General features: G+C 56.8%; 20 protein-coding genes, 1 tRNA gene and 1 pseudogene. 9 read left to right on the forward strand and 13 right to left on the reverse strand.

The genetic code is table 11. The annotated features are described in order from the left end of the window. Window positions 1-134 precede the first annotated feature (134 nt). From A1WC_RS07970 to A1WC_RS28565, 4 genes and pseudogenes are all read left to right on the forward strand, one after another. Complete coding sequence (locus A1WC_RS07970; RefSeq protein WP_004195346.1) at window positions 135-362, forward strand: YejL family protein; 228 nt, start codon at window positions 135-137, stop codon at window positions 360-362. 18 nt (window positions 363-380) lie between these two features. Further along, window positions 381-2,141 carry an LPS biosynthesis-modulating metalloenzyme YejM gene (gene yejM / locus A1WC_RS07965; protein ID WP_008803994.1) on the forward strand — a complete coding sequence of 587 codons (1,761 nt, stop codon included), beginning with the start codon at window positions 381-383 and terminating at the stop codon, window positions 2,139-2,141. A 76-nt stretch (window positions 2,142-2,217) separates the two neighbouring features. Beyond that, a tRNA-Pro gene (locus tag A1WC_RS07960) sits at window positions 2,218-2,294 on the forward strand. 674 nt (window positions 2,295-2,968) lie between these two features. Next, window positions 2,969-3,064, forward strand: a pseudogene (locus A1WC_RS28565) (AraC family transcriptional regulator); the annotation flags it as partial. A 12-nt stretch (window positions 3,065-3,076) separates the two neighbouring features. Here the strand turns inward: A1WC_RS28565 and A1WC_RS07955 are convergent. The 6 genes from A1WC_RS07955 to A1WC_RS07930 all read right to left on the reverse strand — a co-directional run bounded on the left by A1WC_RS07955 (window position 3,077) and on the right by A1WC_RS07930 (window position 7,658). After that, window positions 3,077-3,865, reverse strand: a complete 789-nt coding sequence (locus A1WC_RS07955) for a pyrroline-5-carboxylate reductase family protein (protein ID WP_008803993.1) — start codon at window positions 3,863-3,865, stop codon at window positions 3,077-3,079. 207 nt (window positions 3,866-4,072) lie between these two features. Next, on the reverse strand, window positions 4,073-4,612 hold the full coding sequence (locus A1WC_RS07950; RefSeq protein ID WP_008803992.1) for an L-2-amino-thiazoline-4-carboxylic acid hydrolase: 540 nt from the start codon (window positions 4,610-4,612) through the stop codon (window positions 4,073-4,075). Window positions 4,613-4,616: 4 nt separating this feature from the next. Next, window positions 4,617-5,459, reverse strand: a complete 843-nt coding sequence (locus tag A1WC_RS07945) for a transporter substrate-binding domain-containing protein (protein WP_016161565.1) — start codon at window positions 5,457-5,459, stop codon at window positions 4,617-4,619. Continuing rightward, window positions 5,449-6,201: an amino acid ABC transporter permease gene (locus A1WC_RS07940; RefSeq protein WP_016161566.1), complete on the reverse strand. Its 753-nt coding sequence runs from the start codon at window positions 6,199-6,201 to the stop codon at window positions 5,449-5,451. The genes A1WC_RS07945 and A1WC_RS07940 overlap by 11 nt, the downstream gene beginning before the upstream one ends. Before the next feature lie 9 nt (window positions 6,202-6,210). Further along, the gene (locus A1WC_RS07935; protein WP_016161567.1) at window positions 6,211-6,909 is read right to left on the reverse strand and encodes an ABC transporter permease subunit; all 699 of its coding nucleotides are present in this window, start codon (window positions 6,907-6,909) and stop codon (window positions 6,211-6,213) included. Between the two features lie 8 nt (window positions 6,910-6,917). Continuing rightward, window positions 6,918-7,658, reverse strand: coding sequence for an amino acid ABC transporter ATP-binding protein (locus A1WC_RS07930; RefSeq protein WP_016161568.1), 741 nt, complete (start codon window positions 7,656-7,658; stop codon window positions 6,918-6,920). A 333-nt stretch (window positions 7,659-7,991) separates the two neighbouring features. On the opposite strand from A1WC_RS07930, the gene A1WC_RS07925 reads away from it, so the two are divergent. The 4 genes from A1WC_RS07925 (at window position 7,992) to eco (ending at window position 10,562) form a co-directional block, all read left to right on the forward strand. Next, on the forward strand, window positions 7,992-8,201 hold the full coding sequence (locus A1WC_RS07925) for a YdgH/BhsA/McbA-like domain containing protein (RefSeq protein ID WP_004851107.1): 210 nt from the start codon (window positions 7,992-7,994) through the stop codon (window positions 8,199-8,201). A 70-nt stretch (window positions 8,202-8,271) separates the two neighbouring features. Continuing rightward, entirely contained in the window at window positions 8,272-8,460 is a 189-nt protein-coding gene (locus A1WC_RS07920; protein ID WP_008803987.1) for a hypothetical protein, read from the forward strand. 348 nt (window positions 8,461-8,808) lie between these two features. Next, window positions 8,809-9,918 (forward strand): AI-2E family transporter, encoded by a 1,110-nt coding sequence (locus A1WC_RS07915; protein ID WP_012967534.1) that lies wholly within the window; start codon window positions 8,809-8,811, stop codon window positions 9,916-9,918. Window positions 9,919-10,070: 152 nt separating this feature from the next. Beyond that, window positions 10,071-10,562, forward strand: coding sequence for a serine protease inhibitor ecotin (gene eco / locus A1WC_RS07910; RefSeq protein ID WP_012541004.1), 492 nt, complete (start codon window positions 10,071-10,073; stop codon window positions 10,560-10,562). A 64-nt stretch (window positions 10,563-10,626) separates the two neighbouring features. Here eco and mqo read toward each other — a convergent pair whose 3' ends face one another. Then, window positions 10,627-12,261, reverse strand: coding sequence for a malate dehydrogenase (quinone) (mqo, locus tag A1WC_RS07905; RefSeq protein WP_016161569.1), 1,635 nt, complete (start codon window positions 12,259-12,261; stop codon window positions 10,627-10,629). A 358-nt stretch (window positions 12,262-12,619) separates the two neighbouring features. Here mqo and A1WC_RS07900 point away from each other — a divergent pair, with 358 nt between their 5' ends. Further along, window positions 12,620-13,780: a SulP family inorganic anion transporter gene (locus tag A1WC_RS07900; protein WP_072122220.1), complete on the forward strand. Its 1,161-nt coding sequence runs from the start codon at window positions 12,620-12,622 to the stop codon at window positions 13,778-13,780. Here A1WC_RS07900 and mgtE read toward each other — a convergent pair. The 6 genes from mgtE to A1WC_RS07870 form a co-directional block, all read right to left on the reverse strand. Beyond that, the gene (mgtE, locus tag A1WC_RS07895) at window positions 13,743-15,179 is read right to left on the reverse strand and encodes a magnesium transporter (protein ID WP_012541001.1); all 1,437 of its coding nucleotides are present in this window, start codon (window positions 15,177-15,179) and stop codon (window positions 13,743-13,745) included. The genes A1WC_RS07900 and mgtE overlap by 38 nt on opposite strands. Before the next feature lie 155 nt (window positions 15,180-15,334). Then, window positions 15,335-16,978, reverse strand: coding sequence for a multidrug ABC transporter permease/ATP-binding protein (locus tag A1WC_RS07890; RefSeq protein ID WP_016161571.1), 1,644 nt, complete (start codon window positions 16,976-16,978; stop codon window positions 15,335-15,337). A gap of 74 nt (window positions 16,979-17,052) precedes the next feature. Further along, the gene (gene alkB / locus A1WC_RS07885) at window positions 17,053-17,706 is read right to left on the reverse strand and encodes a DNA oxidative demethylase AlkB (protein ID WP_016161572.1); all 654 of its coding nucleotides are present in this window, start codon (window positions 17,704-17,706) and stop codon (window positions 17,053-17,055) included. Continuing rightward, complete coding sequence (ada, locus tag A1WC_RS07880; protein WP_016161573.1) at window positions 17,706-18,770, reverse strand: bifunctional DNA-binding transcriptional regulator/O6-methylguanine-DNA methyltransferase Ada; 1,065 nt, start codon at window positions 18,768-18,770, stop codon at window positions 17,706-17,708. Before ada ends, alkB begins: the two co-directional genes overlap by 1 nt. A 73-nt stretch (window positions 18,771-18,843) precedes the next feature. Next, window positions 18,844-19,896: an FAD:protein FMN transferase ApbE gene (gene apbE / locus A1WC_RS07875; protein WP_008803978.1), complete on the reverse strand. Its 1,053-nt coding sequence runs from the start codon at window positions 19,894-19,896 to the stop codon at window positions 18,844-18,846. 103 nt (window positions 19,897-19,999) lie between these two features. Next, window positions 20,000-21,091 carry a porin OmpC gene (locus A1WC_RS07870; RefSeq protein ID WP_008803977.1) on the reverse strand — a complete coding sequence of 364 codons (1,092 nt, stop codon included), beginning with the start codon at window positions 21,089-21,091 and terminating at the stop codon, window positions 20,000-20,002. Window positions 21,092-21,150 lie beyond the last annotated feature (59 nt).

The raw sequence follows: 21,150 nt of genomic DNA on the forward strand, positions 1-21,150 counted from the left end.
CGCAACTGGCGCCACACATTTCGACGTTGTTACCGACGATCGGTGCGCTTTTGCGTCGCGGCGAAAAAATGCGGAAAAAAAGCTGCTGCTACGGTAATATGTTGCCCTTTCACGAACAAACAGATTTTGAGTTTATGCCGCAAATTTCCCGCTATAGCGATCAACAGGTCGAACAGTTGCTCAGCGAGCTAACGAACGTCCTGGAATCACACAAAGCCCCGGTTGACCTTTCACTGATGGTGTTAGGCAATATGGTGACCAACCTGATCAACAGTAGCGTCGCGCCGGCGCAGCGTCAGGCCATCGCCCGTTCTTTCGCGCAGGCTTTGCAGTCTTCCATTAACGACGATCCGGCGCATTAAGGATAACAGCAACAGTATATGGTGACTCTACGTCAGCCCTACCGAGAAAAAGTCTCCCAGATGGTCAGCTGGGGGCACTGGTTCGCCCTGTTCAACATGTTGTTGGCCATGGTGCTCGGCAGCCGCTATCTTTTTGTCGCCGACTGGCCGACGACGCTTGCCGGACGGCTTTTTTCGTACGTCAGTCTCGTCGGACACTTCAGCTTCCTGGTGTTTACCAGCTATGTGCTGATCCTCTTCCCGTTGACCTTTATCGTGGTCTCGCAGCGCCTGATGCGCTTCCTGTCGGTGATCCTTGCCACCGCCGGGATGACGCTGCTGCTGATAGATAGCGAGGTCTTCACCCGCTTCCATCTTCACTTAAACCCGGTCGTCTGGGAGCTGGTCATCAACCCTGACCAGAATGAGATGGCGCGCGACTGGCAGCTGATGTTTATCAGCGTCCCGGTCATCTTTTTGATTGAAATGCTCTTCGCCACCTGGAGCTGGCAGAAACTGCGCAGCCTGACGCGCCGCCGTCATTACGCCCGCCCGGTCGCCTGGTTCTTCTTTCTGTCGTTTATCAGCAGCCACCTGGTCTATATCTGGGCGGATGCCAACTTCTATCGCCCGATCACGATGCAGCGGGCGAATCTGCCGCTCTCTTATCCGATGACCGCCCGCCGTTTCCTCGAGAAACATGGCCTGCTCGACGCCCAGGATTATCAGCGTCGCCTGGTGGAACAAGGGGCGCCGGAGGCGGTATCGGTCCAGTATCCGCTCAGCAACCTGCGCTACCGTGATCTCGGCGCGGGCTACAACGTGCTGCTGATCACCGTCGACAACCTGAACTATTCGCGGTTTGAAAAGACCATGCCGGCGCTGGCGGCGTTCGCCAAAGAGAACGTCAATTTTACCCAGCATATGAGTTCGGGTAATACCGCCGACAGCGGCCTGTTTGGCCTGTTCTACGGTATTTCACCAGGCTATATGGACGGTGTCCTCTCGGCGCGTATTCCCGCCGCGTTGATCACCGCCCTTAACCAGCAGGGCTACCAGCTGGGCCTGTTCTCCTCCGATGGGTTTAGCAGCCCGCTCTATCGCCAGGCGCTGCTCTCCGACTTCTCGCTACCGAGCGCGAAGACTCAGAGCGACGAGCAGACGGCCAATCAGTGGATCGGCTGGCTGGACCGTTACGCGCAGGATGAGAATCGCTGGTTCTCGTGGATCTCGCTCAACGGCACCACCCTCGACGACACGCAGCAACAGGGCTTTGTCCGCCGTTACAGCAAGGCGGCAGGTGATGTTGACGCCCAGATTGATCGGGTGCTGACCGCGCTACGCGCAGCCGGCAAGCTCGACAACACGGTGGTGATTATCACTGGCGGCCACGGCAAGCCGCTTAACGTCAAACACGACTCGTTCGACTGGTCGCGCGAGCAGTTGCAGGTGCCGCTGGTTATTCACTGGCCGGGCACGCCGGCGCAGGAAATTGCCACGCTGACCGATAACAAAGATGTAATGACCACGCTGATGCAGCGCCTGCTCCACGTTTCGACGCCAGCCAATGAGTACTCGCAGGGTGAAGATCTGTTCAGCGCCGCACGACGTCGGAACTGGGTCACCGCGGCCAACGGCGATACGCTGGCCATTACCACCCCGACCATCACCGTGGTCCTCAACCATAACGGCACCTATACCACCTGGAGCCGCGACGGCGAGAAAATTAAAGATCAGAAACCGCAGCTCAGCCTGTTGCTGCAGGTCCTGACTGACGAAAAACGCTTTATCGCTAACTGATTGATTAATTATGAATCAATCGCGCGCGACCCGCTTGCATTCGCTCGGGGAACGGGTAATATTGTTCCCCACGCGTCGGCACGTAGCGCAGCCTGGTAGCGCACCGTCATGGGGTGTCGGGGGTCGGAGGTTCAAATCCTCTCGTGCCGACCAAATCATTCACCGGTAAGTTTTGTTAACGACCGGTAACCCTACAGAAACCCGCACTCTCTCCGAGTTTGCGGGTTTTTTGTTGCCTGTTTTCCGTCGAATTTAAACGGGATCTTCAGGCATATTCCCCCTGGCATGTCGAATGACCAATGCCTGAACTTGTCCTGCTCCCCGTGGATTAATAGACGACGTTAGCGATCCGGCTGGTGTCGGGGGTCGGAGGTTCAAATCCTCTCGTGCCGACCAAATCATTCACCGGTAAGTTTTGTTAACGACCGGTAACCCTACAGAAACCCGCACTCTCTCCGAGTTTGCGGGTTTTTTGTTGCCTGTTTTCCGTCGAATTTAAACGGGATCTTCAGGCATATTCCCCCTGGCATGTCGAATGACCAATGCCTGAACTTGTCCTGCTCCCCGTGGATTAATAGACGACGTTAGCGATCCGGCTGGTGTCGGGGGTCGGAGGTTCAAATCCTCTCGTGCCGACCAAATCATTCACCGGTAAGTTTTGTTAACGACCGGTAACCCTACAGAAACCCGCACTCTCTCCGAGTTTGCGGGTTTTTTGTTGCCTGTTTTCCGTCGAATTTAAACGGGATCTTCAGGCATATTCCCCCTGGCATGTCGAATGACCAATGCCTGAACTTGTCCTGCTCCCCGTGGATTAATAGACGACGTTAGCGATCCGGCTGGGCGACCGTTCTCATGCAGCCTTAAGCCGTGCCTTTAAGCGCATCGCCGGAAAAGCGCCGGGTGCTGCACGGCCAGTGGCGGGAAGAAGGGGTTTAGCGCTGTCCCAGTTCACGGGTACGCCTGACCGCCGCCAGTACGCTGCGCTGAAGGCCTGCGGCAAAGTCACTGTTGTTCAGCTCATACAGAGCGTGGATCCCGACTCCCGCCGGTGAATTATTGATATCCAGAAGCTGACGCGGATGCTTCTGGCTTTGGCGCAGCATCTCGACCGCGCCGAGGAGGTTCTCCAGCACCACCTCCGTCGCCTGAGGCCGCGACAGCCCCGCCAGTACGCCGGCATCGGTAAGCGACTCAATAAAGTAGTAAATATAGTTAGGCCCCGCGACGCCAAAACCGGTAAAGACATCGATCAACCGCTCTGGCAAATACAGCACTTTGCCAAAACCGCGCAGAAACGGCTCGATCTCAGCCGCGCTGGCGTGGGCGTTTAAGGTTACGCCGCTATAGCCAAATCCGGTATCGGTCAGGGTATTGGGGATCGTCCTGGCAATCGGCGTTGTCTCACCAAACAGGGAGGCCAGCTTTTCCAGGGTCACTCCCGCGATCAGAGAAACCACCGTCGTCGAGCCGTTTAGCTGGGCGCGCACGCGGCTCGCCACCGCCGCCAGATCGTCCTGCGGACGGATCCCCAGCACCAGCAAAGAGGCCTCGCTTAAGCCACCGTCGCCCGACAACCGATAGCGGGAGTGCAAAGCCTCGATTCGCGCGCTGTCGATATCCTCCAGCGAGATCGCGTCCGCCCGCAGCGTACCGTTGCTTAATGACGCGCGAATAATCGCCTCCGTCATCTGTCCGGCACCAATAAAATGGACCTTTGCCATAGTTTTACTCCTTATTCAAAACGCTATTCGTCGTGACCAACACCGAAGCGCCGGCCTTGTCGCGCCGAGTCGGCAACGCGAATCCCCGTTCCGTCAGTGGGATAAATCCGTCCGTCAACGTCGCCGTCAACCATGGTGAGCTTTTGCCCGCTCAGTGCCTGAATCGCCGCTTCTGGCTGATTAATAAACTGGTTGCGTGGCCCCCACTTAAGGTTGCCATTCCGCCTCATGCGACTCTGACTGATAAAAACGCAGCCGACAGGCGGCATCACCGCGAGCCAGCGCGGTCTGCACCTCTAAACGCAGCCCCGGAAACGCGTCGGTTAACGCATGATCGCCTTCCATGCAGATATCGCATAGCGTCTCAATTTCGCTGGCGCCCCGCCCCTGCTGCCGCCAGCAGTTAACGTAAGGACAGTAGTGAAACAGGACGATAAATTCGGCCCGGCTGGCGCTAACGGGCTCCATCTCATAAACCTGAGATTCCAGACCGCGGGTAAACAGCCCGGCAAACTCCTGCAAATCCTGGCGATCGCGCATTTGCGCACGCAGCTTATGCCCGATATCGCGGCCATAGTGACGTATGGCTTCACGCGCAAAATCATCCGCGATATGACGTTGTCGGCTTTCGTCCAACAGGTAACCGATGGTAGCCGCGCGTTTTTCAGTAATGGCGCGCAGCGCCAGGGTCACCTCATCGTTTAAGGTGGCGGCGTTATGCGCCGGCTCCGAGCTTATTTGCGTCATGCGTTTATTCCCAGTCGGTATTCACTTTGACGTCGCTGGCGCCCGGCAGGGCATACACATCTTCGGCGTACCATTTCCGTGAGAGCTCAGCGAGCGTGCCGTCTTTTTTCAGGGCAACCAACTGCGCATCAATCGCTTTGATCAACTGCGGGTCGGTATTTTTTTTATACAAATAGACGTTAGGAAACAGGCCGACGGAATCCGAAGCTTTCAGATTGAGATTTAGCGCCTTATTTAACGCCAGTAGCGCACCAATGGGATAAATCGCCGCATCGTATTCCCCGGAAGCGACCGCTTTAAAGATATCGGCGGCGGACTGCTCGCCGTTGGGCTGCAGGTTAATTTGTTGGCCTGGATTTTTTTTGTTGTAGTTTTCAATCACCGTATAACGGGCGTCGGAGGTATGAATCGGCACCAGCTTTTTCTTACCGCTGGCGAGATCGCCAAGGTTATGAATATCGTTCTCATCGTTACGTACAATCAGGCGTAAATCGCTGATCCCGGTCGGCTCGCCGGAGTGGTCATATTTTTCCGCCCGCTCTTTGGTAAGATAAAAGTGATCCGCCGCAAGGGTATACGCGCCGGTCGACAGGCCGACGATCATCGCGTCGCGCGAGACCGCATTAAAATGAAACGTATAGTCGGTTAACCGCTGGTCCAGCACCTTTAACAGATCGCCATCGTAGCCGGTAATATTGTTGTTATCGTCAACAAAGCTAAAGGGAAAACCGTTAGCGTTAACGACAACCTCAATCGTCTTCGCGTGCGGACTTTTTTCAACCGCCTGTGCGGCGTTAATTCCCATTGCCAACGTCAGCGCACTCACCAGTAAAATTTTATTTTTCAAAATACCTTCCCCAAAATGATAACCGTGGAACACTCTTTTGTACGTTTCCTTGCCAGCGGGCGCGCAGAAACCGTTCTACACTGCGCAATGCTCTGGCAATTGCCAGGCACAGCACGATATAAATCACCAGCACGACGCAATAGGCTTCGACAAAATGAAACCCGCGCGCGGCGGCGATATTGGCTTTCGCCATCAGATCAATAACGGTGATGGTGTAAACCAGCGAGGTGTCTTTAATCAGATCGATCAGCACGCTGGTGAAGTTCGGCAGTGCGGATACTGCCGCCTGCGGAAAAATAATGCGTCGGAACTGCGTGAACCCGCTTAGCCCAATTGACCATGCGGCCTCGCGCTGCCCCTTATCAACCGCGTTCCAGCCTGCGCGAAAGGTTTCGGCGAAATACGCGCTGAAAATCAGCGATAGCGCGGTGACCGCCGCCACCAGTGGCGAGAGTTTATAGTGGTACATATTGTCCTGCGGGCCGCCAAACAGCCCGGCGGCTATCCATGGCCAGACGTAAAAAAAGAAATACAGCATCACCAGTACCGGGACCGAACGGCTAAAGGAGAGAAATACCTTCGCCCCCCATTGAACCCCGGGAACCTGACGAATAATCACCCACGCCAGCGCCGCGCCCAGCAGAGTGGAAAAGAGTAAGGACAATAACGTTATCACCAGGGTAACCGGCAGCGCGCTTAAAATAAACGTAAAATTGTCCCGAATGAACGCCAGGCTAAACATGTTAATCTATCACTCCAGCAGGAACTGATACTTCTTTTCAATACGAGTGGTAAAATAGAGAATAATACTATTCAGCACCCAGTAAACGATAATAACACTAATAAACGCCGCAACCTGTTTAGATCCATAGCTATTTTGCGAAATCTTTTGTGCACGGCCAAAAATATCTACAATACCAATAATATTGACCAGTGAGGTCATCTTCACAAGGTTAATTAAAAGATTACCAAAAACGGGAATGGCAATAATGAGCCCCTGGGGAAAAATAATCCGCTGCATTCCCTTATGCCAGGGAATATTGAGGCTGATGATGGCCTCTTTCTGGCCGGTATCCACCGCACGCCACGCGGAGCGCATCATTTCTGCAAAATAGGGACTGATGCTGACCGAAATAGACAACACCGCAAAGGTGGTATCGCTAATCCATAGCGGCGGCAGCGCCAGCGCAGTCAAAATTAATTTTCCGCCGAAGAAAAACAGCAGGATCAGCAGCGCCAGGGGGGCGCCACGCAGAATGTCGGTATACCCGTTTGCCACCGCGCTGAACGGCTTAAAGCGACTAAACTGCAGCAGCACAATCAGCAGCGCGATCGTCAAACCAAGCAGCAGCGATGCCAGCATTATCCCGAGGGTCACGGGTAAATTTTCCAGCAGTTTCGGCAATATTCCGGCGATATCCTGCCAGTTAAAGAGCGGGTTATTGTTCATCATTAGCCTCAGGCATGATAGTGCAGTTGCGCCAGAAACGCCCGGGTTCGCCCCTGCTGTGCTGCGCCAAATATCTGTTCCGCCGGGCCCTGCTCAACGATTTCGCCGTTTTCCATAAATACCACCCGGGAAGCGACCTGGCGGGCGAACGCCATTTCATGGGTCACGATAATCATCGTCTGCCCCGCAGCGGCAATCGTCTGAATAAGCTCCAGCACTTCACCAACTTTTTCCGGATCCAGCGCGGAAGTCGGCTCATCCAGCAGCAGAACGGCGGGGTTAATTGCCAGCGCCCGCGCAATCCCGATACGCTGCTTTTGGCCGCCGGAGAGACTGTGCGGATAGCTGTCTTTTTTATGCAATAACCCCACCTGCTTTAAGAGTCGTTCAGCAATATCCTGCGCCTCCTGACGCGGGCGCTTTTGAGCGTAAATCAGTCCTTCGGTAATATTTTGCAGTGCGGTCAGATTATGAAAGAGATTCCACGATTGAAAAACCATGGCGGTTTTTGCCCGTAGCTTTTCAATCTCCTTTTTGCCCGCTTTTGCGCAATCCAGCGCCACATCATCTATTCTTATTTGCCCGCTATCGGCAGGCTCCAGGAAATTAAGCGTACGTAATAGCGTGGTTTTCCCTGAGCCACTGGGGCCAATAATGCAAATAATCTCACCGGAATGAATACTGAGCGAGACCTCTTTTAGCACTCTTTCACCGGAGAAGCTTTTACTGATCTTATTAATAGTTATCATAATGAAATATTCGTGGATAATTTTTATTTGCCGCACGCCGGCGTTTATTGCTGCCTAAAAACTATATTGCTGCAGTTCAGATGATAGCAAACAAGAAAATCATCTATCGAAAGTTAAAAAATAACTTTTTATATATTTGTTATGACAATGAGGCTGAATTGTAATTTAACTTTCTTAACAAAACTGGATGGCGATACTTGACAATAATTATTCAAATTTACTGAACAATGAGAGCAAATTGTTTCGATTTTAATCATCCGGCCGTCAGCCTATCATTTATCACATCGGGGCAACAACGCTCCAACACTGACAAAACACTTAAGGAATACGACCATGAAATCCATCAAAACTTTCGTTGCAATTGCCGCACTCTCTATGATCTCTTTCGGTACTTTTGCTCAGAGCATCAGCGCCAGCGCTTCCACCCTGGATCGCGCAGAAGCCAAAATTGCCGCGCAGGCCGCAGAGCAAGGCGCGTCTTACAAAATCACCAGCGCTCAATTCAATAACCGCGTACATATGACCGCTGAGCTGACGAAATAAAATCGCCACATTGCCGGGCCGCCGGAAGAAACAGGCGACAGCGACAGCACGATGAAATAAGGAACTGAACATGAAAAATATCGGCGTAGTCACCGCACTGCTGTTGGCCGCTACACTTTCGTCCGGCGTGATGGCCGCAGAGAAGAGCCAGACGCATCCGGAGGCGGGTTCCAATATCGATACATCGATGCATCAGAATCATATTGATGTCAGCCATGCCTTTGATAAAGAGAGCCTGACCGCAGGCAATCTTCAGTAAGACACTGCATAAGGCGCGCGTGGAAATATCCGCTGCGCGCTTTTTTTCTGCCCGTTTGACCATGGATTATCCGCCATAACCTCCGCTTTTGCCGTATCGATATACTACGCTTCTACACCTCGTTGCTTCCTGACAGCACATTTTGCAGATAACACTGCTTTCATCATGCGTACCGGACAGGCATTGAAAGCAGAAGTTGTCTGTTTTACTCAATAGCGTCCGCAGGGTTTTCTGCCAGGGTTTTTATCCACTTTTTCCCCTCTGTTATAGAGTACGACTATCCTGATGGTAAATTACGTCGTAGCATCTATCATTCGACTGTATAACTCATAAGCAGGAGCGGATGACATGAGAGTTAATGGACTTACCAAAGGATTTTTCATCCTTATCGTCTTTATTGTAACCCTGGCCTTTTTTGATGTTCTCTCACCCTATTATTCCGCCATCCTCTGGGCCGCGATCCTTGCGGTGATTTTTAATCCGGTCAAAAACAAGATTCGCACTCGCCTCGGCGAGCGCAATGGCCTCGCGGCGCTGCTGACCATCGTCATCATCTGCCTTATCGTTTTTACGCCGCTGGCGATCATCCTCTCGTCGCTGGCCTACGAGCTGAACGTGGTGTATAGCAAACTTCAGCATAACGACACTCAGTTCCCGACGGTGGTCGCCAGTCTGTTTGCTCACCTCCCCGGCTGGGCCAGAGGTTTCCTTGCCGAGCACAACCTCGATAGCGCGCAGCAGATCCAGCAGCAGCTCTCCGATGTTGCGCTGAAAAGCGGCCAGTATCTGGCCGGCAGCGCGTTTCTGATTGGTAAAGGCACCTTTGGCTTTACCGTCAGCTTCGGCATTATGCTGTACCTGCTGTTCTTCCTGCTAAAGGATGGGCCTTACCTGGTGCTGTTGACTCTCGAATCTCTGCCGTTATCGAGCTATGTGAAGCAGCACCTGTTCGCTAAATTCGCCGCGGTCGCCCGCGCCACGGTAAAAGGCACCGTGGCCGTGGCGCTGGCGCAGGGGGCGCTGGGCGGCTTTGCCTTCTGGGTTGCCGGTCTGGACGGCAGCATTCTGTGGGGTGCGCTGATGGCGTTCCTGTCGCTTATCCCGGCGGTAGGCTCGGCCATTATCTGGGTGCCGGCGGCGATTTACCTCTTCGCCACCGGGCAGCTGTGGCAGGGCGCCTTTATCGTCGGCTTCTTTGTGATTGTGATTGGCCTGGTGGATAACATTCTGCGTCCGCTGCTGGTGGGCAAGGATACCAAAATGCCGGACTACCTGATCCTTATCGCCACGCTGGGCGGCATGGAGATCTACGGTATCAACGGATTCGTTATCGGGCCGCTGATTGCCGCCTTGTTTATCGCTTGCTGGAACCTGCTGTCGGGACGAGAGCATGCCGGTAATACCGATGAAATAGATGAAGAATTCATTGAGGAAGCGAAAAATAGCCGCAACGAATAAGCTTCATGGGCCGCCGTGGCGCAAGGTGCGACACGGCATCACACCAGTACATAACACCATTCATTTTGAAAAAATTAGTAAATAAAACTTAACATTCAGCAAAGCAATGATAGGCTGTATCAGTCAGGAACGAAAATAAAGGATGATCAACCGTGAAAAAAATCACTACGCTAGCCGTTTCTCTGCTGACCGCCGCCTGCATGTCCGCTGGCGCCCAGGCCGCAGACCAGCCGCTGGAAAAAGTCGCGCCGTTCCCGAAAGCGGAAAAAGGCATGAAGCGTCAGGTTATTCAGCTGCCGCAGCAGCAGGATGAGTCAGCGCTGAAGGTTGAGCTGATAATCGGCCAGACGCTGGAAGTTGACTGCAACCACCATCGTTTAGGCGGGAAGCTGGAAAGCAAAACCCTGGAAGGCTGGGGCTATGACTACTATGTCTTTGATAAGCTGAGCGGCCCGGTCTCTACCATGATGGCCTGCCCGGATGGCAAGAAAGAGAAGAAATTTGTCACTGCCGGTCTCGGCGATGATGCCATGCTGCGCTACAACAGCAAGCTGCCGATTGTCGTGTACGCGCCGACCAATGTCGATGTGAAATATCGCATCTGGCGCGCCGACGAAACCATCGGTAACGCCGTCGTCCGCTAAGTCGACCCATCAAACCGACAAAAAAATGGCAGCCCGCAGGCTGCCGTTTTTGTCAGAGCGTTTGTCAGAGCGCGATATCCGCCATCGGCTTACCACCGCTCAGCGGCTTCAGCTCCGCCTGCGGGGCTTCATCCGCCACCGCGGCCGGCTCATATTTCAGCTCCAGCACTTCACTGGTCCACGCCAGCGCTTTCTCAATCTCCGCCGGGTTGCCGTCAAGGCGAATACCGTAGGTCGGGATGATGGCCTTCAGCCTGGCCTGCCATTCCGGCGAATTGACTTTGTCTTTAAACACTTTTTCCATTAGCTGCAGCATGATAGGCGCCGCGGTGGAGGCGCCTGGCGATGCGCCGAGCAGCGCCGCGACAGTGCCTTCGTCATCGCTCACCACTTCAGTACCGAGGCGCAGTACCCCGCCCTTCTTCGCATCGCGCTTGATAATCTGCACGCGCTGACCGGCCTGCCACAACCGCCAGTCCTCTTTCCGCGCTTCCGGATAGTACTCGCACAGCGCCGCCAGGCGATCTTTATCTTTCTGCATCACCTGGCTAATCAGGTATTTCACCAGATCGAAGTTGTCCAGACCGACGTTGAGCATCGGCAGAATATTCGAGGTATTCGTCGAGGCCAGCAGATCCCACAATGAACCGTTCTTCAGGAAGCGGGTCGAGAAGGTGGCGAACGGCCCGAACAGCACCACGCGTTTACCGTCGATAATACGGGTATCAATGTGCGGCACCGACATCGGCGGCGCGCCCACTTCGGCCTGGCCGTAAACCTTCGCCAGATGGTGGTTCACCACCTCCGGATTTTCGCAGACCAGGAACTGGCCGCCGACCGGGAAGCCCGCATACTCTTTGGCCTGTGGAATGCCGGTTTCCTGCAGCAGCGTCAACGCCGCGCCGCCGGCGCCGATAAAGATGAATTTCGCTTTAATGACCCGCTTCTGACGACGGTTGTCGGCATCCGCGAGAATGACCGTCCAGCTCTTGTCGGCGTTGCGCTTGAAGCGACGTACCACGGTACCCAGCTGCAGGGAGAAATTATCATGCTTTTGCAGGCCGGCGATCAGCTGGCGGGTAATTTCGCCATAGTTGACGTCGGTTCCCACTTCAGTACGGGTGGCGGCCACCTTTTGCTGCGGATCGCGGCCTTCCATTACCAGCGGCGCCCAGGCTTTGATCTGCTGATGGTCTTCAGAATAGCGAATACCGCGGAACAGTTCGCTCTGCTGCAGCGCCGCATAGCGCGCGCGCAGGAAGTTGACGTTATCTTCGCCCCACACAAAGCTCATGTGCGGCACGCTGTTAATGAAAGATTTTGGTTTGTTCAGGACGCCGCGCGTCACCTGATGCGCCCAGAACTGACGCGAGATATGGAAGGCTTCGTTGATGTCGACCGCTTTGTCGATATTGATGCCGTTGGCGGTCTGCGGCGTGTAGTTCAGCTCCATTAGCGCCGCGTGGCCGGTACCCGCATTGTTCCACCCGTTTGAGCTCTCTTCCGCCACGCTGGACATCTGCTCAACCATGGTAATAGACCAGTCTGGCTCAAGCTCCTGCAGCCAGGTTCCCAGTGTGGCGCTCATAATGCCACCGCCAATCAACAATACATCCGTCTCTTGCTCATGGCGGGTGTTGGTCCGAGTGCTGTTGGGACCAACCGCCTGTGAGCGTGGTACGGCCATCTTTTTATTCATCGGATTTGAGCCTTACTTTACTCGCTGTTTTTATTTAGCGCAGGTGATACGATTCTCACCACTCACGTTACCACCGAAGCTCAAAAATTTAAATATTGTTTAAATTTTAAGTTCTGTTTTGAGATCCGTTATAAAAATGTTTAATAAATGTATACACCAAATCACTTTTTGTACTGGTAGCCTTGGGGATTCCGCGCTATCATCCTCGGTTTTGTGACAGACCGCACGGAAGCAGGGCCTGCCACCGCTCCCTCTTTTTTATAAGCTGCGAACTTTTTTTATGCCCCCAGTTTCTGACCCCGCCGCTTCCGGCAATCTGCGCCCCATCCTCCGCTCCCCGTCGTTACTGACGCGCGAAGTGCTGGCCGGCGTGCTTACCGCCCTGGCGTTAATCCCTGAAGTTATTTCGTTTTCGGTCATTGCCGGTGTTGACCCGCAGGTCAGCCTGGTTGCCTCGGTGGTGCTTTGCCTGGCGATGTCGGTGCTCGGCGGGCGCCCGGCAATGGTGACGGCTGCTGCCGGGTCGGTGGCGCTGGTCATTGGCCCAATGGTGCATCAGTACGGCGTGGGCTACATTCTGCCGGCGGTCATTCTGGCGGGTATGATTCAAATTTTGTTTGGTCTGTGCGGCATGGCGCGCCTGATGCGTTTTATTCCCCCGGCAGTGATGACCGGGTTCGTCAATGCCCTCGGGATCCTGATTTTCTTTGCTCAGGTACCGCACTTCTGGAGTCGCCAGCCGCTGATCGTCGGCCTGTTCGTCCTGACGCTGCTTATCGTCCTCTGGGCGCCGCGCTTCATTAAGGCCGTCCCGGCGCCACTGATCGCCATTGTCGCGCTCACTCTCTATACCGTCATCACTGGCCAGCAGTTGCCCACCGTCGGCGATGAAGGCTCGATGAGCGGCGGCCTGCCGGGATTCACTGCCCTGACCGTCCCCCTGAACCTGGCGACACTGCAGATTATCTGGCCGTGCGCCCTCAGTATCGCCTTTGTCGGTCTGATGGAGTCCCTGCTGACGGCTAAGCTGGTGGACGATCTCACCCATACCCCGTCGAACAAATCGCGGGAAAGCGCCGGGCTGGGTATCGCTAATATCCTTGCCGGCTGTTATGGCGGTATCGCCGGCTGCGCGATGATCGGCCAGACCATCGTTAACGTGGAGATGGGCAGAGCCCGCAGCCGTCTCTCAACGGTGATCGCCGGTCTGGTGCTGCTCCTGCTGGTGACAGCGCTCAGCCAGGTGATGGCGCAGATCCCGATGGCGGTGCTGGCAGGGGTGATGGTGATTGTGGCGGTGAAAACCTTTAGCTGGCATAGTATTCGCCCGGGCGAACTGGTGCGTAATCCGTGGCCGGAAACGCTGGTGATGCTGGTGACCGTCGCCGCAACGGTGGGAACCAGCAATCTGGCGATCGGCGTGCTGGCGGGGATCGTCGCCATGGCGCTCATCCCCCGCCGCCTGCGCACGAAGGCGCAGGCTACATCAGAAACAGCGTCGCCAGACCAAGGAAAATAAAGAAGCCGCCGGTGTCGGTGATAGCGGTGATCATCACGCTGGAGCCGACCGCCGGGTCGCGCCCCAGCTTCACCATAACCATCGGGATTATCACGCCCATCATCGCCGCCATCAGCAGGTTGAGCATCATGGCCAGCGTCATCACCCCACCGAGCTGCGGATCGTCATACAGCCACCAGGTAATGGCCCCCATAATCCCGCCCCATACCAGGCCGTTAATCAGGGCGACGCCCATTTCACGCAGGATCAGGAAGGTAAAGCTGCCGGGCTGGATCTGCTGTAGCGCCATCGCCCGGACGATCATGGTGATCGTCTGGTTGCCGGTATTGCCGCCGATCCCGGCGACGATCGGCATCAGCGAGGCCAGCGCCACGAGCTGTGAAATGGTGTGTTCGAAGCCGTCGATGACCCTGGAAGCGATAAACGCCGTACACAGGTTGACCGCCAGCCACGCCCAGCGCGTTTTCACCGCCTTGCTGACCGGGGCGAAGACATCCTCTTCATCGCTCAGGCCCCCCATCCGCCGCAGATCGTTATCGGTCTCTTCATAAACCACATCAACGATCTCATCGATGGTCAGTCGCCCGATCAGCTTACCATCGGCATCAATGACGGCGGCGCTGAGTAAGTCATCACGTTCGAAGGTGCGCGCCACCTTCTCCGCCTCTTCGTGCGGCTGAAAGGTGACCGGATCGCCCTCCATCACCTCCCCTACCCGCTTCTGCGCATCGTTGAGCAGAATGGTCTGCAGCTCCAGCTCGCCGAGCAGCAGCTTGTTACGGGTGGTGACGAACAGCTTATCGGTGTTTTCCGGCATTTTACCCAGACGCCGCAGATAGCGCTGCACCGCTGCCAGCGTGGCCTCCGGTCTCACCGTAATGACCTCAAACTCCATGATCGACCCGACGCTGTTGTCGGCGTAGCGCATAATCTGGCGAATACGGGCACGCTTCTCGGCCGGCAGGGTCGCCAGCAGCCGTCCGGTCAGGTTGCGCGGCAGATGCTGCAGCAGGTAAACCTGTTCATCGATATCCAGCGGCTGCATCGCCTGCAGCAGCTCGGGGTCGCTCATCTTGTCGATCAGGTCGCCCCAGACGTTTTCTGAGGCTTCCAGCAGCACTTCGCCACGTTTATCGTCAGGCACCAGGCACCACAGCGCGGTGCGGGCGTCATAGGGGAGCGCTTCCAGCGCATCGGCGAGATCCGGCGGCGGCAGATGCGAGACCAGGATCTCGACTTCCGCCAAGTCATCGGCCAGCGTGCCTTCATCATAGCGTTCGGCCAGCGTCAGTTTGCCCAGCAGCGCGGAGGTCACTGCTTTATCGGTGCTCAAGAGCCAAATCAGACGGGCGCGCTCTTCGTCACGTAAGCGGGCGCTTTTTTTATGCAAAACGGACATCGATCGGGCAATCCTTTTGAGAATAGTGAGCCGGCCTGCGGGCCGGAAGCCTTAAGCATAGCGCGAGGAGGGGGAAATAATAACCGCCAGCAATGTAGTCGCTGAAAATTTCAGCGGCGCGGCACCCGGCTTTTCCCCCGGGCTCGCGGCGAGCATCAGGCCGTACGGGCCACCGCATCGCGGGAAGCCTGCGCCCGCTCCTCCCCGGTGAGCTCGGACAGCTGGCCGGCACGCATCTCCAGCAGGCGATCGGCGTGCTGGAAATAGTGATCGTCATGGCTGATGGCGAACACGGTTTTCCCCATCTGCTGCATCAGCGGCAGCAGCACCTGATAGAACTCGCGGCGGAAATGCGGATCCTGATCCGCCGCCCATTCATCCAGCAGAATGATGTCCCGGGACTCGGCCAGCGCCAGCAGGAGCGCCACGCGCTTCTTCTGCCCTTTCGACAGCCGGAGGTCGGCGATTTTCCCGTTCTCCAGCTGCAGCTTGTGGGCCATTTGCAGGCGCTCCAGCCACGTTGCCACCAGCGCCGGATCGGCCTCCTCTCCCTGCGGCCCGAGCAGGCGGTCAAACAGCCAGACGTCGGTAAACACCGCGGAGAACAGTTTGCGATACTCCTCCGGTTTATCCGCCGCCAGCGGCTGGCCGTCCACGAGGATCTGACCGGAAACCGGCTGATACAGGCCGGTCAGGAGCATCGCCAGGGTTGACTTGCCGCTGCCGTTGCCGCCGATCAGAAACACCAGCTCGCCGCGTTTCAGCGTCAGGTTAAGCGGCCCTACCGCAAAGCGCTGGTCCGGATAATGGAAAGTGACATCGCGCAACTCCAGCGTCTGCCAGTCAGGATGCGCCTGCGGCCGGGGAAATTCGGCTTGATATGGGGCGAGAGAGAACTGGCGCAGCTTGTTAAACGCCACCTGGGCGCTGAGCAAGGTGGGCAGCGCGCCGACGGCGGAGAGCAGCGGCGTGCGCAGAAACAGCAGCGTCAGGGAATAGGTCGCCGCCACGGCGGTATCGGCCCAGCCGAGGCTGTTGGCCATCCAGAACACCAGCCCGATGGCGCCAAGCATCATAATATTCGACCAGTTAACCGCGCTGAGATGGAAGGTATCGGCGCGAACGATATGGTGCCGATACTCCCGGGCGTCCGGGAGGTAGAGCTGATTAAACACATACTCCGCGCGTTCGCGGTTGAGGGTCAGCTCTTTGCGCCCCTCCAGCACCGTCTGGTAGTCGTGATACAGCTTATCTTCCGTTTCGCGCAGGCTGGCCATATGTTTGTACACCCGCGACACCAGCACAAAACCGCCCCAGATGGTGAGCGCCATCCACAGCGCCGTCACCAGCATCATTTTGCCTGATAGCCAGGCCAGATAGGCGGCAGAGCCGAAGGTCAGAATGATCCCCTGCACCAGCTCCGGCAGGCGCACAAAGGCGATGGTGATGTTACGGATATCGCTGGTCAGCCCGGCAAGCAGCGACGCGCTGCCGATCTTCTCCACCTGTTCAATCTGAGTATCGAGGATGCGTTTAACAAATTCGCCGCGCAGGCGATAAACAAAATGGTGGCCGAGGGTGGTCAGCGCCAGCTGGGAGCCCAGCGTCACCGCCATCAGCAGCCCCAGCAGGCCAAGAAACTCCGGCAGGACCCGCAGCGAGGTATCGACAGCGGTAATCAGGCGCAGGTTAATGAAGGCGATTAAGCCGATACCCAGCGCGGCGCTGAGCAGACTGAGGGCAATCACGCCGAGAAACGGCCAGCGATACTGACGCCAGACGAGAGAGAGAAGTTCCATAACAGGCTATCCGGAAAAGCAAAACAGCCAGCAGTTTAAACGGCTCGCCGATGACATCAAGAATAATTCTTATTTTAATACTGGCGACTGCCCGCCTGCCGAAAAGTGAGGTTGTAACGACAGTCGCCCGTTTCGGGGTGATGCCCGGCTTTCAGCGGCTGAATACCATGATAAAACAGACGCGACTCGCCGCCCCAGACCACCACATCGCCATGCTCCAGCAGCAGCCGTTGTAGCGGGTCGCTGCGTTGCAACCCGCCAAACTGAAAGATGGCCGGCAGACCCAGCGAGACCGAGACGATCGGCGCCCGCAGATCCTGTTCATCTTTATCCTGATGCAACGACAGTTTTGCGCCCGGCTGATAGCGGTTAATCAGACAGGCGTCGGGGGAAAAGTTCGGATAGCCGCCGGCGGCGGCTGCCGCCAGGGCCAGTTCGCGGAATACGGCAGGCATCGGCGGCCAGGTTTGATCGGTTAACGGGTCGACCGGGTCGTACAGGTAGCCGTAGCGATCGGTGGTCCAGCCCAGCGCACCGCAGTTGGTCATGGCGACTGACATGGTGTATCCACCCGGCGTGACCATCTGGCGAAATGGCGACTGGCGGGCGACATCGGCAATCGCCTGCAGCAGCGCCGGGGCGCGCTCGCGGGCGAAGCGTCGGAGCACCACCGCGCCGGGCGCCAGCGGCTCCTGCCACGGTGGGGTATCGCTAAACAGATCGAGCATTATTCCTCCTCGTGTTGGGCCTCGCGCGCCAGCAGTTGCGCTTTCCGCGCCGTTCCCCAGCGATAACCGGACAGCGCGCCGCCCTCCCGCACCACCCGATGGCAGGGAACGATCACCGCCAGCGAATTCGCCGCGCAGGCGCCAGCCACCGCCCTTGCCGCCCGCGGCAGACCAATATGCTCTGCTACCTGGCGGTAGCTGCGGGTCTCGCCCGCCGGGATCTGCCGCAGCGCCTGCCAGACCTGCAGCTGAAAGGCGGTGCCCTGCAGATCCAGCGGCAGCGATACCGGCCGCCGGCTGTCGTCGAGGTGGGCGAAAACCTCGGCCATTTGGCGACGGAACTCAGGGGTGCCCTGGCGCAACTCGGCGTTGGGAAAGCGCTGGCGCAGGTCGTCGAGCAATGCCGTATCGTTATCGCCCGGCAGAACGGCGCAAACGCCACGCTCACTCTGCGCCACCAGACAGCGGCCCAGCGCGCAGTCGCCCGTGGTCCAGGTCACCACGGTGGCGGCGCCGCCGCGGCGAAACTGACGGGCCGTCATGCCTAATGCCGCATCGGACTGACGATAATAGCTGCTGCTGTCGGGAAAACCGGCCGCCAGCGCGGCGCGGGTCACCGTGTTCCCCTGCTCCAGCGCTTCCCGCAGACGTCGGGCGCGCCACGCCTGTTGCCACGCTTTGGGGGTCATACCGGTGACGGATTTAAACAAACGGTGGAAATGAAACGGGCTGACCGCCAGCTCACGAGCCAGCGCCTCAAGGGTCAGGGGCGCGTCCTGCTCCAGCAACCGGCAGGCCTGCGCCACTTTGTCGACCCTTTGCTGCTGCGGATCGTCTTTATCCGGCTGGCAGCGTTTGCAGGGGCGGAACCCCGCCGCCACGGCAGCGGCGACGTCGGCAAAAAAGCGCACGTTTTCCCGCCGCGCACGACGCGAGCGGCAGGAAGGGCGGCAGCAGATGCCGGTGGTCAGTACCGCAAAGACAAACTGACCATCGGCCCGGGTATCACGTTCGCAGACCGCCTGCCAGCGGCGGTCATCGGTATCGGCAACTATCGGTTTCATGACGAGGCTCCTGCTGTAAGTGTATCCTCAGTCTGCGGCGACGCCCGCAGCAAAAAACCCGCAATCTTGCTTTTTAATTTTTCTCGCCGACGAGGAAGGTGCGGAACTGTGGCGACATCCAGGTTTTAAACCCCTCGCCCTCTTTGACGATCATATAGACTGCCAGCCCCTGCTCGCGCACCACCTGCTGCGCTTTTTCCGGCCCGAGGACCATCAGTCCGGTATCCCAGCCATCCGCCTCCAGCGCCGTTGGCGCAATGACGGTGACGGAGACCAGCTTATGGCTTATCGGCTGCCCGGTCTGCGGATCGATGACGTGCGAGATACGTTTGCCGTCGAGTTCATAGTAATTACGATAGCTGCCGGAGGTGCTGATGCCGTGCCCATTGATGTCGACAATCGCCTGGACGGCGTTTTCCCGGTCAGTCGGTTTCTGGATCGCCACCCGCCAGGGCTTGCCTTCGCCGTTCATCCCGCGGCTCACCAGCGCCCCGCCTACCGACACCAGATAGCGGGAGATCCCCTCCTGCTCCATCAATCGCGCGAGGTGATCGGCAGCATAGCCCTCCCCCACCGTGGAGAGATCGACAAACAGATCGGGGATATCTTTTTGCAGGAATTGCCTGCCGCTCTGATTGATAACCTGCAGATGCTGCAGGCCGGTGCGCGCCTTCGCCGCGGCTATCGCCTGGGCATCCGGGGTGGTGACCGGCTGTTTATCCGGGCCAAAGCCCCACAGATTGACCAGCGGCCCCACGGTAATATCCATCGCGCCGTGCGTTTTGGCGCCAATCCGCAACGACAGCGTCACGATGTCCGCCATCGCTTCGCTCACTGGCCATGGCCGGGTATCCGCCGCGTGGTTGAAACGCATCAGCGCCGAGTCGTTTTTCCAGGTCGAGAGCAGGCGATCGTCGGCGTCCAGCTGGGCCTGAACCTTGGCGCGCAACGCCTCAGCCTTTGCCTCATCCACGCCAATGACGCTGACCCGCCAGAAGGTGCCCATGGTTTTGCCATCCAGCACGGTGGCCGTCGAAGCTGGGGTCGCAGGGGTGGTGGCTGAATCGCAGCCAGAGAGCAGTACGCAGGCGCCCAGCAGTGCGGCGCGAAAGAAAGTCATGTCCATTAGTCGAGGCTCCTCTTACCAGGGCGACAAGAGTATACCAGCGAGGTTAAACCAGACATAAAAAAAGGCGCCAGAGGCGCCTTTTTCTTGTGCAGCTTGCGACTTAGAACTGGTAAACCAGGCCCAGTGCAACCACGTCGTCGGTAGAAACACCGGCGTTGCGGGTGAAGCTGTTGTCGTCCAGCAGGTTGATTTTGTAGTCAACATAGGTGGACATGTTTTTGTTGAAGTAGTAGGTCGCGCCAACATCAACATATTTCAGGAGGTCCTGGTCGCCGTAGCCTTCCAGATCCTTACCTTTAGACTGCAGGTAAGCCACGGACGGACGCAGACCGAAGTCGAACTGGTACTGAGCAACCACTTCGAAGTTCTGTGCTTTGTTAGCAAAGCCCAGGGAACCGGCGCGGGTCGCGTTGTAGGTCTGGGTGTACTGAGTGGCCAGGTAGATATTGTTCGCGTCGTATTTCAGACCACCGGTGTAGGTTTCAGCGTTGTCGCCGTTACCCAGAACCAGGTTGTTCTGATCGTCGGTACGTTTAGAGTGAGAGTACGCGAAACCAGCGCTGATGCCATCAAAGATGTCATAAGTTACAGAAGTACCGTAGCCGTCGCCATTCTGTTTCTGCGCGCCACGACCGTTGTTGGTCGCGCCTTCGCCGCTGACGCTGCCGTTTTTACCCTGGTACTGCAGAGCAAAGTTCAGGCCGTCAACCAGACCGAAGAAGTCAGAGTTACGATAGGTTGCAACGCCGTTAGCACGGGACTGCAGGAAGTTGTCAGAACCGTAGGTGTCGCCGCCGAATTCCGGCAGAACGTCGGTCCAGGACGTTACGTCGTATACCACGCCGTAGTTACGACCGTAGTCGAAAGAACCCGCGTCACCAAATTTCAGACCGGCGAATGCCAGACGAGTCCATGCCTGATCGCTGGAGCTTTCAGTGTTGTTCGCCTGAACGTTGTATTCCCACTGGCCGTAACCGGTCAGCTGGTCGTTGATCTGAGTTTCGCCTTTAACGCCTACACGCATGTAGGTCTGGTCGCCGTCTACGCTCTTGTCGTCAGAGAAGTAGTGCAGACCATCGATTTTACCGTACAGGTCTAATTTGTTGCCATCTTTGTTATAAATTTCAGCCGCATTTGCTGCGCCTGCTACCAGCAGAGCCGGTACCAGGAGGGACAGTACTTTAACTTTCATGTTATTAACCCTCTGTTTGTTATATGCCTTTTATTATGCCACTGCTTACTGATTACCCT

The sequence above is a fragment of the Klebsiella sp. KTE92 genome, from assembly GCF_000398905.1.
GTDB lineage: Bacteria > Pseudomonadota > Gammaproteobacteria > Enterobacterales > Enterobacteriaceae > Klebsiella > Klebsiella variicola.

Bases quoted from the DNA above. Each gene is read 5' to 3' on its own strand.
- A1WC_RS07920 (WP_008803987.1), top strand. From the start codon at position 8,272: ATGAAAAATATCGGCGTAGTCACCGCACTGCTGTTGGCCGCTACACTT.
- A1WC_RS07940 (WP_016161566.1), bottom strand. From the start codon at position 6,201: ATGTTTAGCCTGGCGTTCATTCGGGACAATTTTACGTTTATTTTAAGC.
- A1WC_RS07935 (WP_016161567.1), bottom strand. From the start codon at position 6,909: ATGAACAATAACCCGCTCTTTAACTGGCAGGATATCGCCGGAATATTG.
- mqo (WP_016161569.1), bottom strand. From the start codon at position 12,261: ATGAATAAAAAGATGGCCGTACCACGCTCACAGGCGGTTGGTCCCAAC.
- mgtE (WP_012541001.1), bottom strand. From the start codon at position 15,179: ATGTCCGTTTTGCATAAAAAAAGCGCCCGCTTACGTGACGAAGAGCGC.
- ada (WP_016161573.1), bottom strand. From the start codon at position 18,770: ATGAAACCGATAGTTGCCGATACCGATGACCGCCGCTGGCAGGCGGTC.
- apbE (WP_008803978.1), bottom strand. From the start codon at position 19,896: ATGGACATGACTTTCTTTCGCGCCGCACTGCTGGGCGCCTGCGTACTG.
- yejM (WP_008803994.1), top strand. From the start codon at position 381: ATGGTGACTCTACGTCAGCCCTACCGAGAAAAAGTCTCCCAGATGGTC.
- A1WC_RS07925 (WP_004851107.1), top strand. From the start codon at position 7,992: ATGAAATCCATCAAAACTTTCGTTGCAATTGCCGCACTCTCTATGATC.
- A1WC_RS07970 (WP_004195346.1), top strand. From the start codon at position 135: ATGCCGCAAATTTCCCGCTATAGCGATCAACAGGTCGAACAGTTGCTC.
- alkB (WP_016161572.1), bottom strand. From the start codon at position 17,706: ATGCTCGATCTGTTTAGCGATACCCCACCGTGGCAGGAGCCGCTGGCG.
- A1WC_RS07870 (WP_008803977.1), bottom strand. From the start codon at position 21,091: ATGAAAGTTAAAGTACTGTCCCTCCTGGTACCGGCTCTGCTGGTAGCA.
- A1WC_RS07955 (WP_008803993.1), bottom strand. From the start codon at position 3,865: ATGGCAAAGGTCCATTTTATTGGTGCCGGACAGATGACGGAGGCGATT.
- A1WC_RS07915 (WP_012967534.1), top strand. From the start codon at position 8,809: ATGAGAGTTAATGGACTTACCAAAGGATTTTTCATCCTTATCGTCTTT.
- A1WC_RS07930 (WP_016161568.1), bottom strand. From the start codon at position 7,658: ATGATAACTATTAATAAGATCAGTAAAAGCTTCTCCGGTGAAAGAGTG.
- A1WC_RS07890 (WP_016161571.1), bottom strand. From the start codon at position 16,978: ATGGAACTTCTCTCTCTCGTCTGGCGTCAGTATCGCTGGCCGTTTCTC.
- A1WC_RS07950 (WP_008803992.1), bottom strand. From the start codon at position 4,612: ATGACGCAAATAAGCTCGGAGCCGGCGCATAACGCCGCCACCTTAAAC.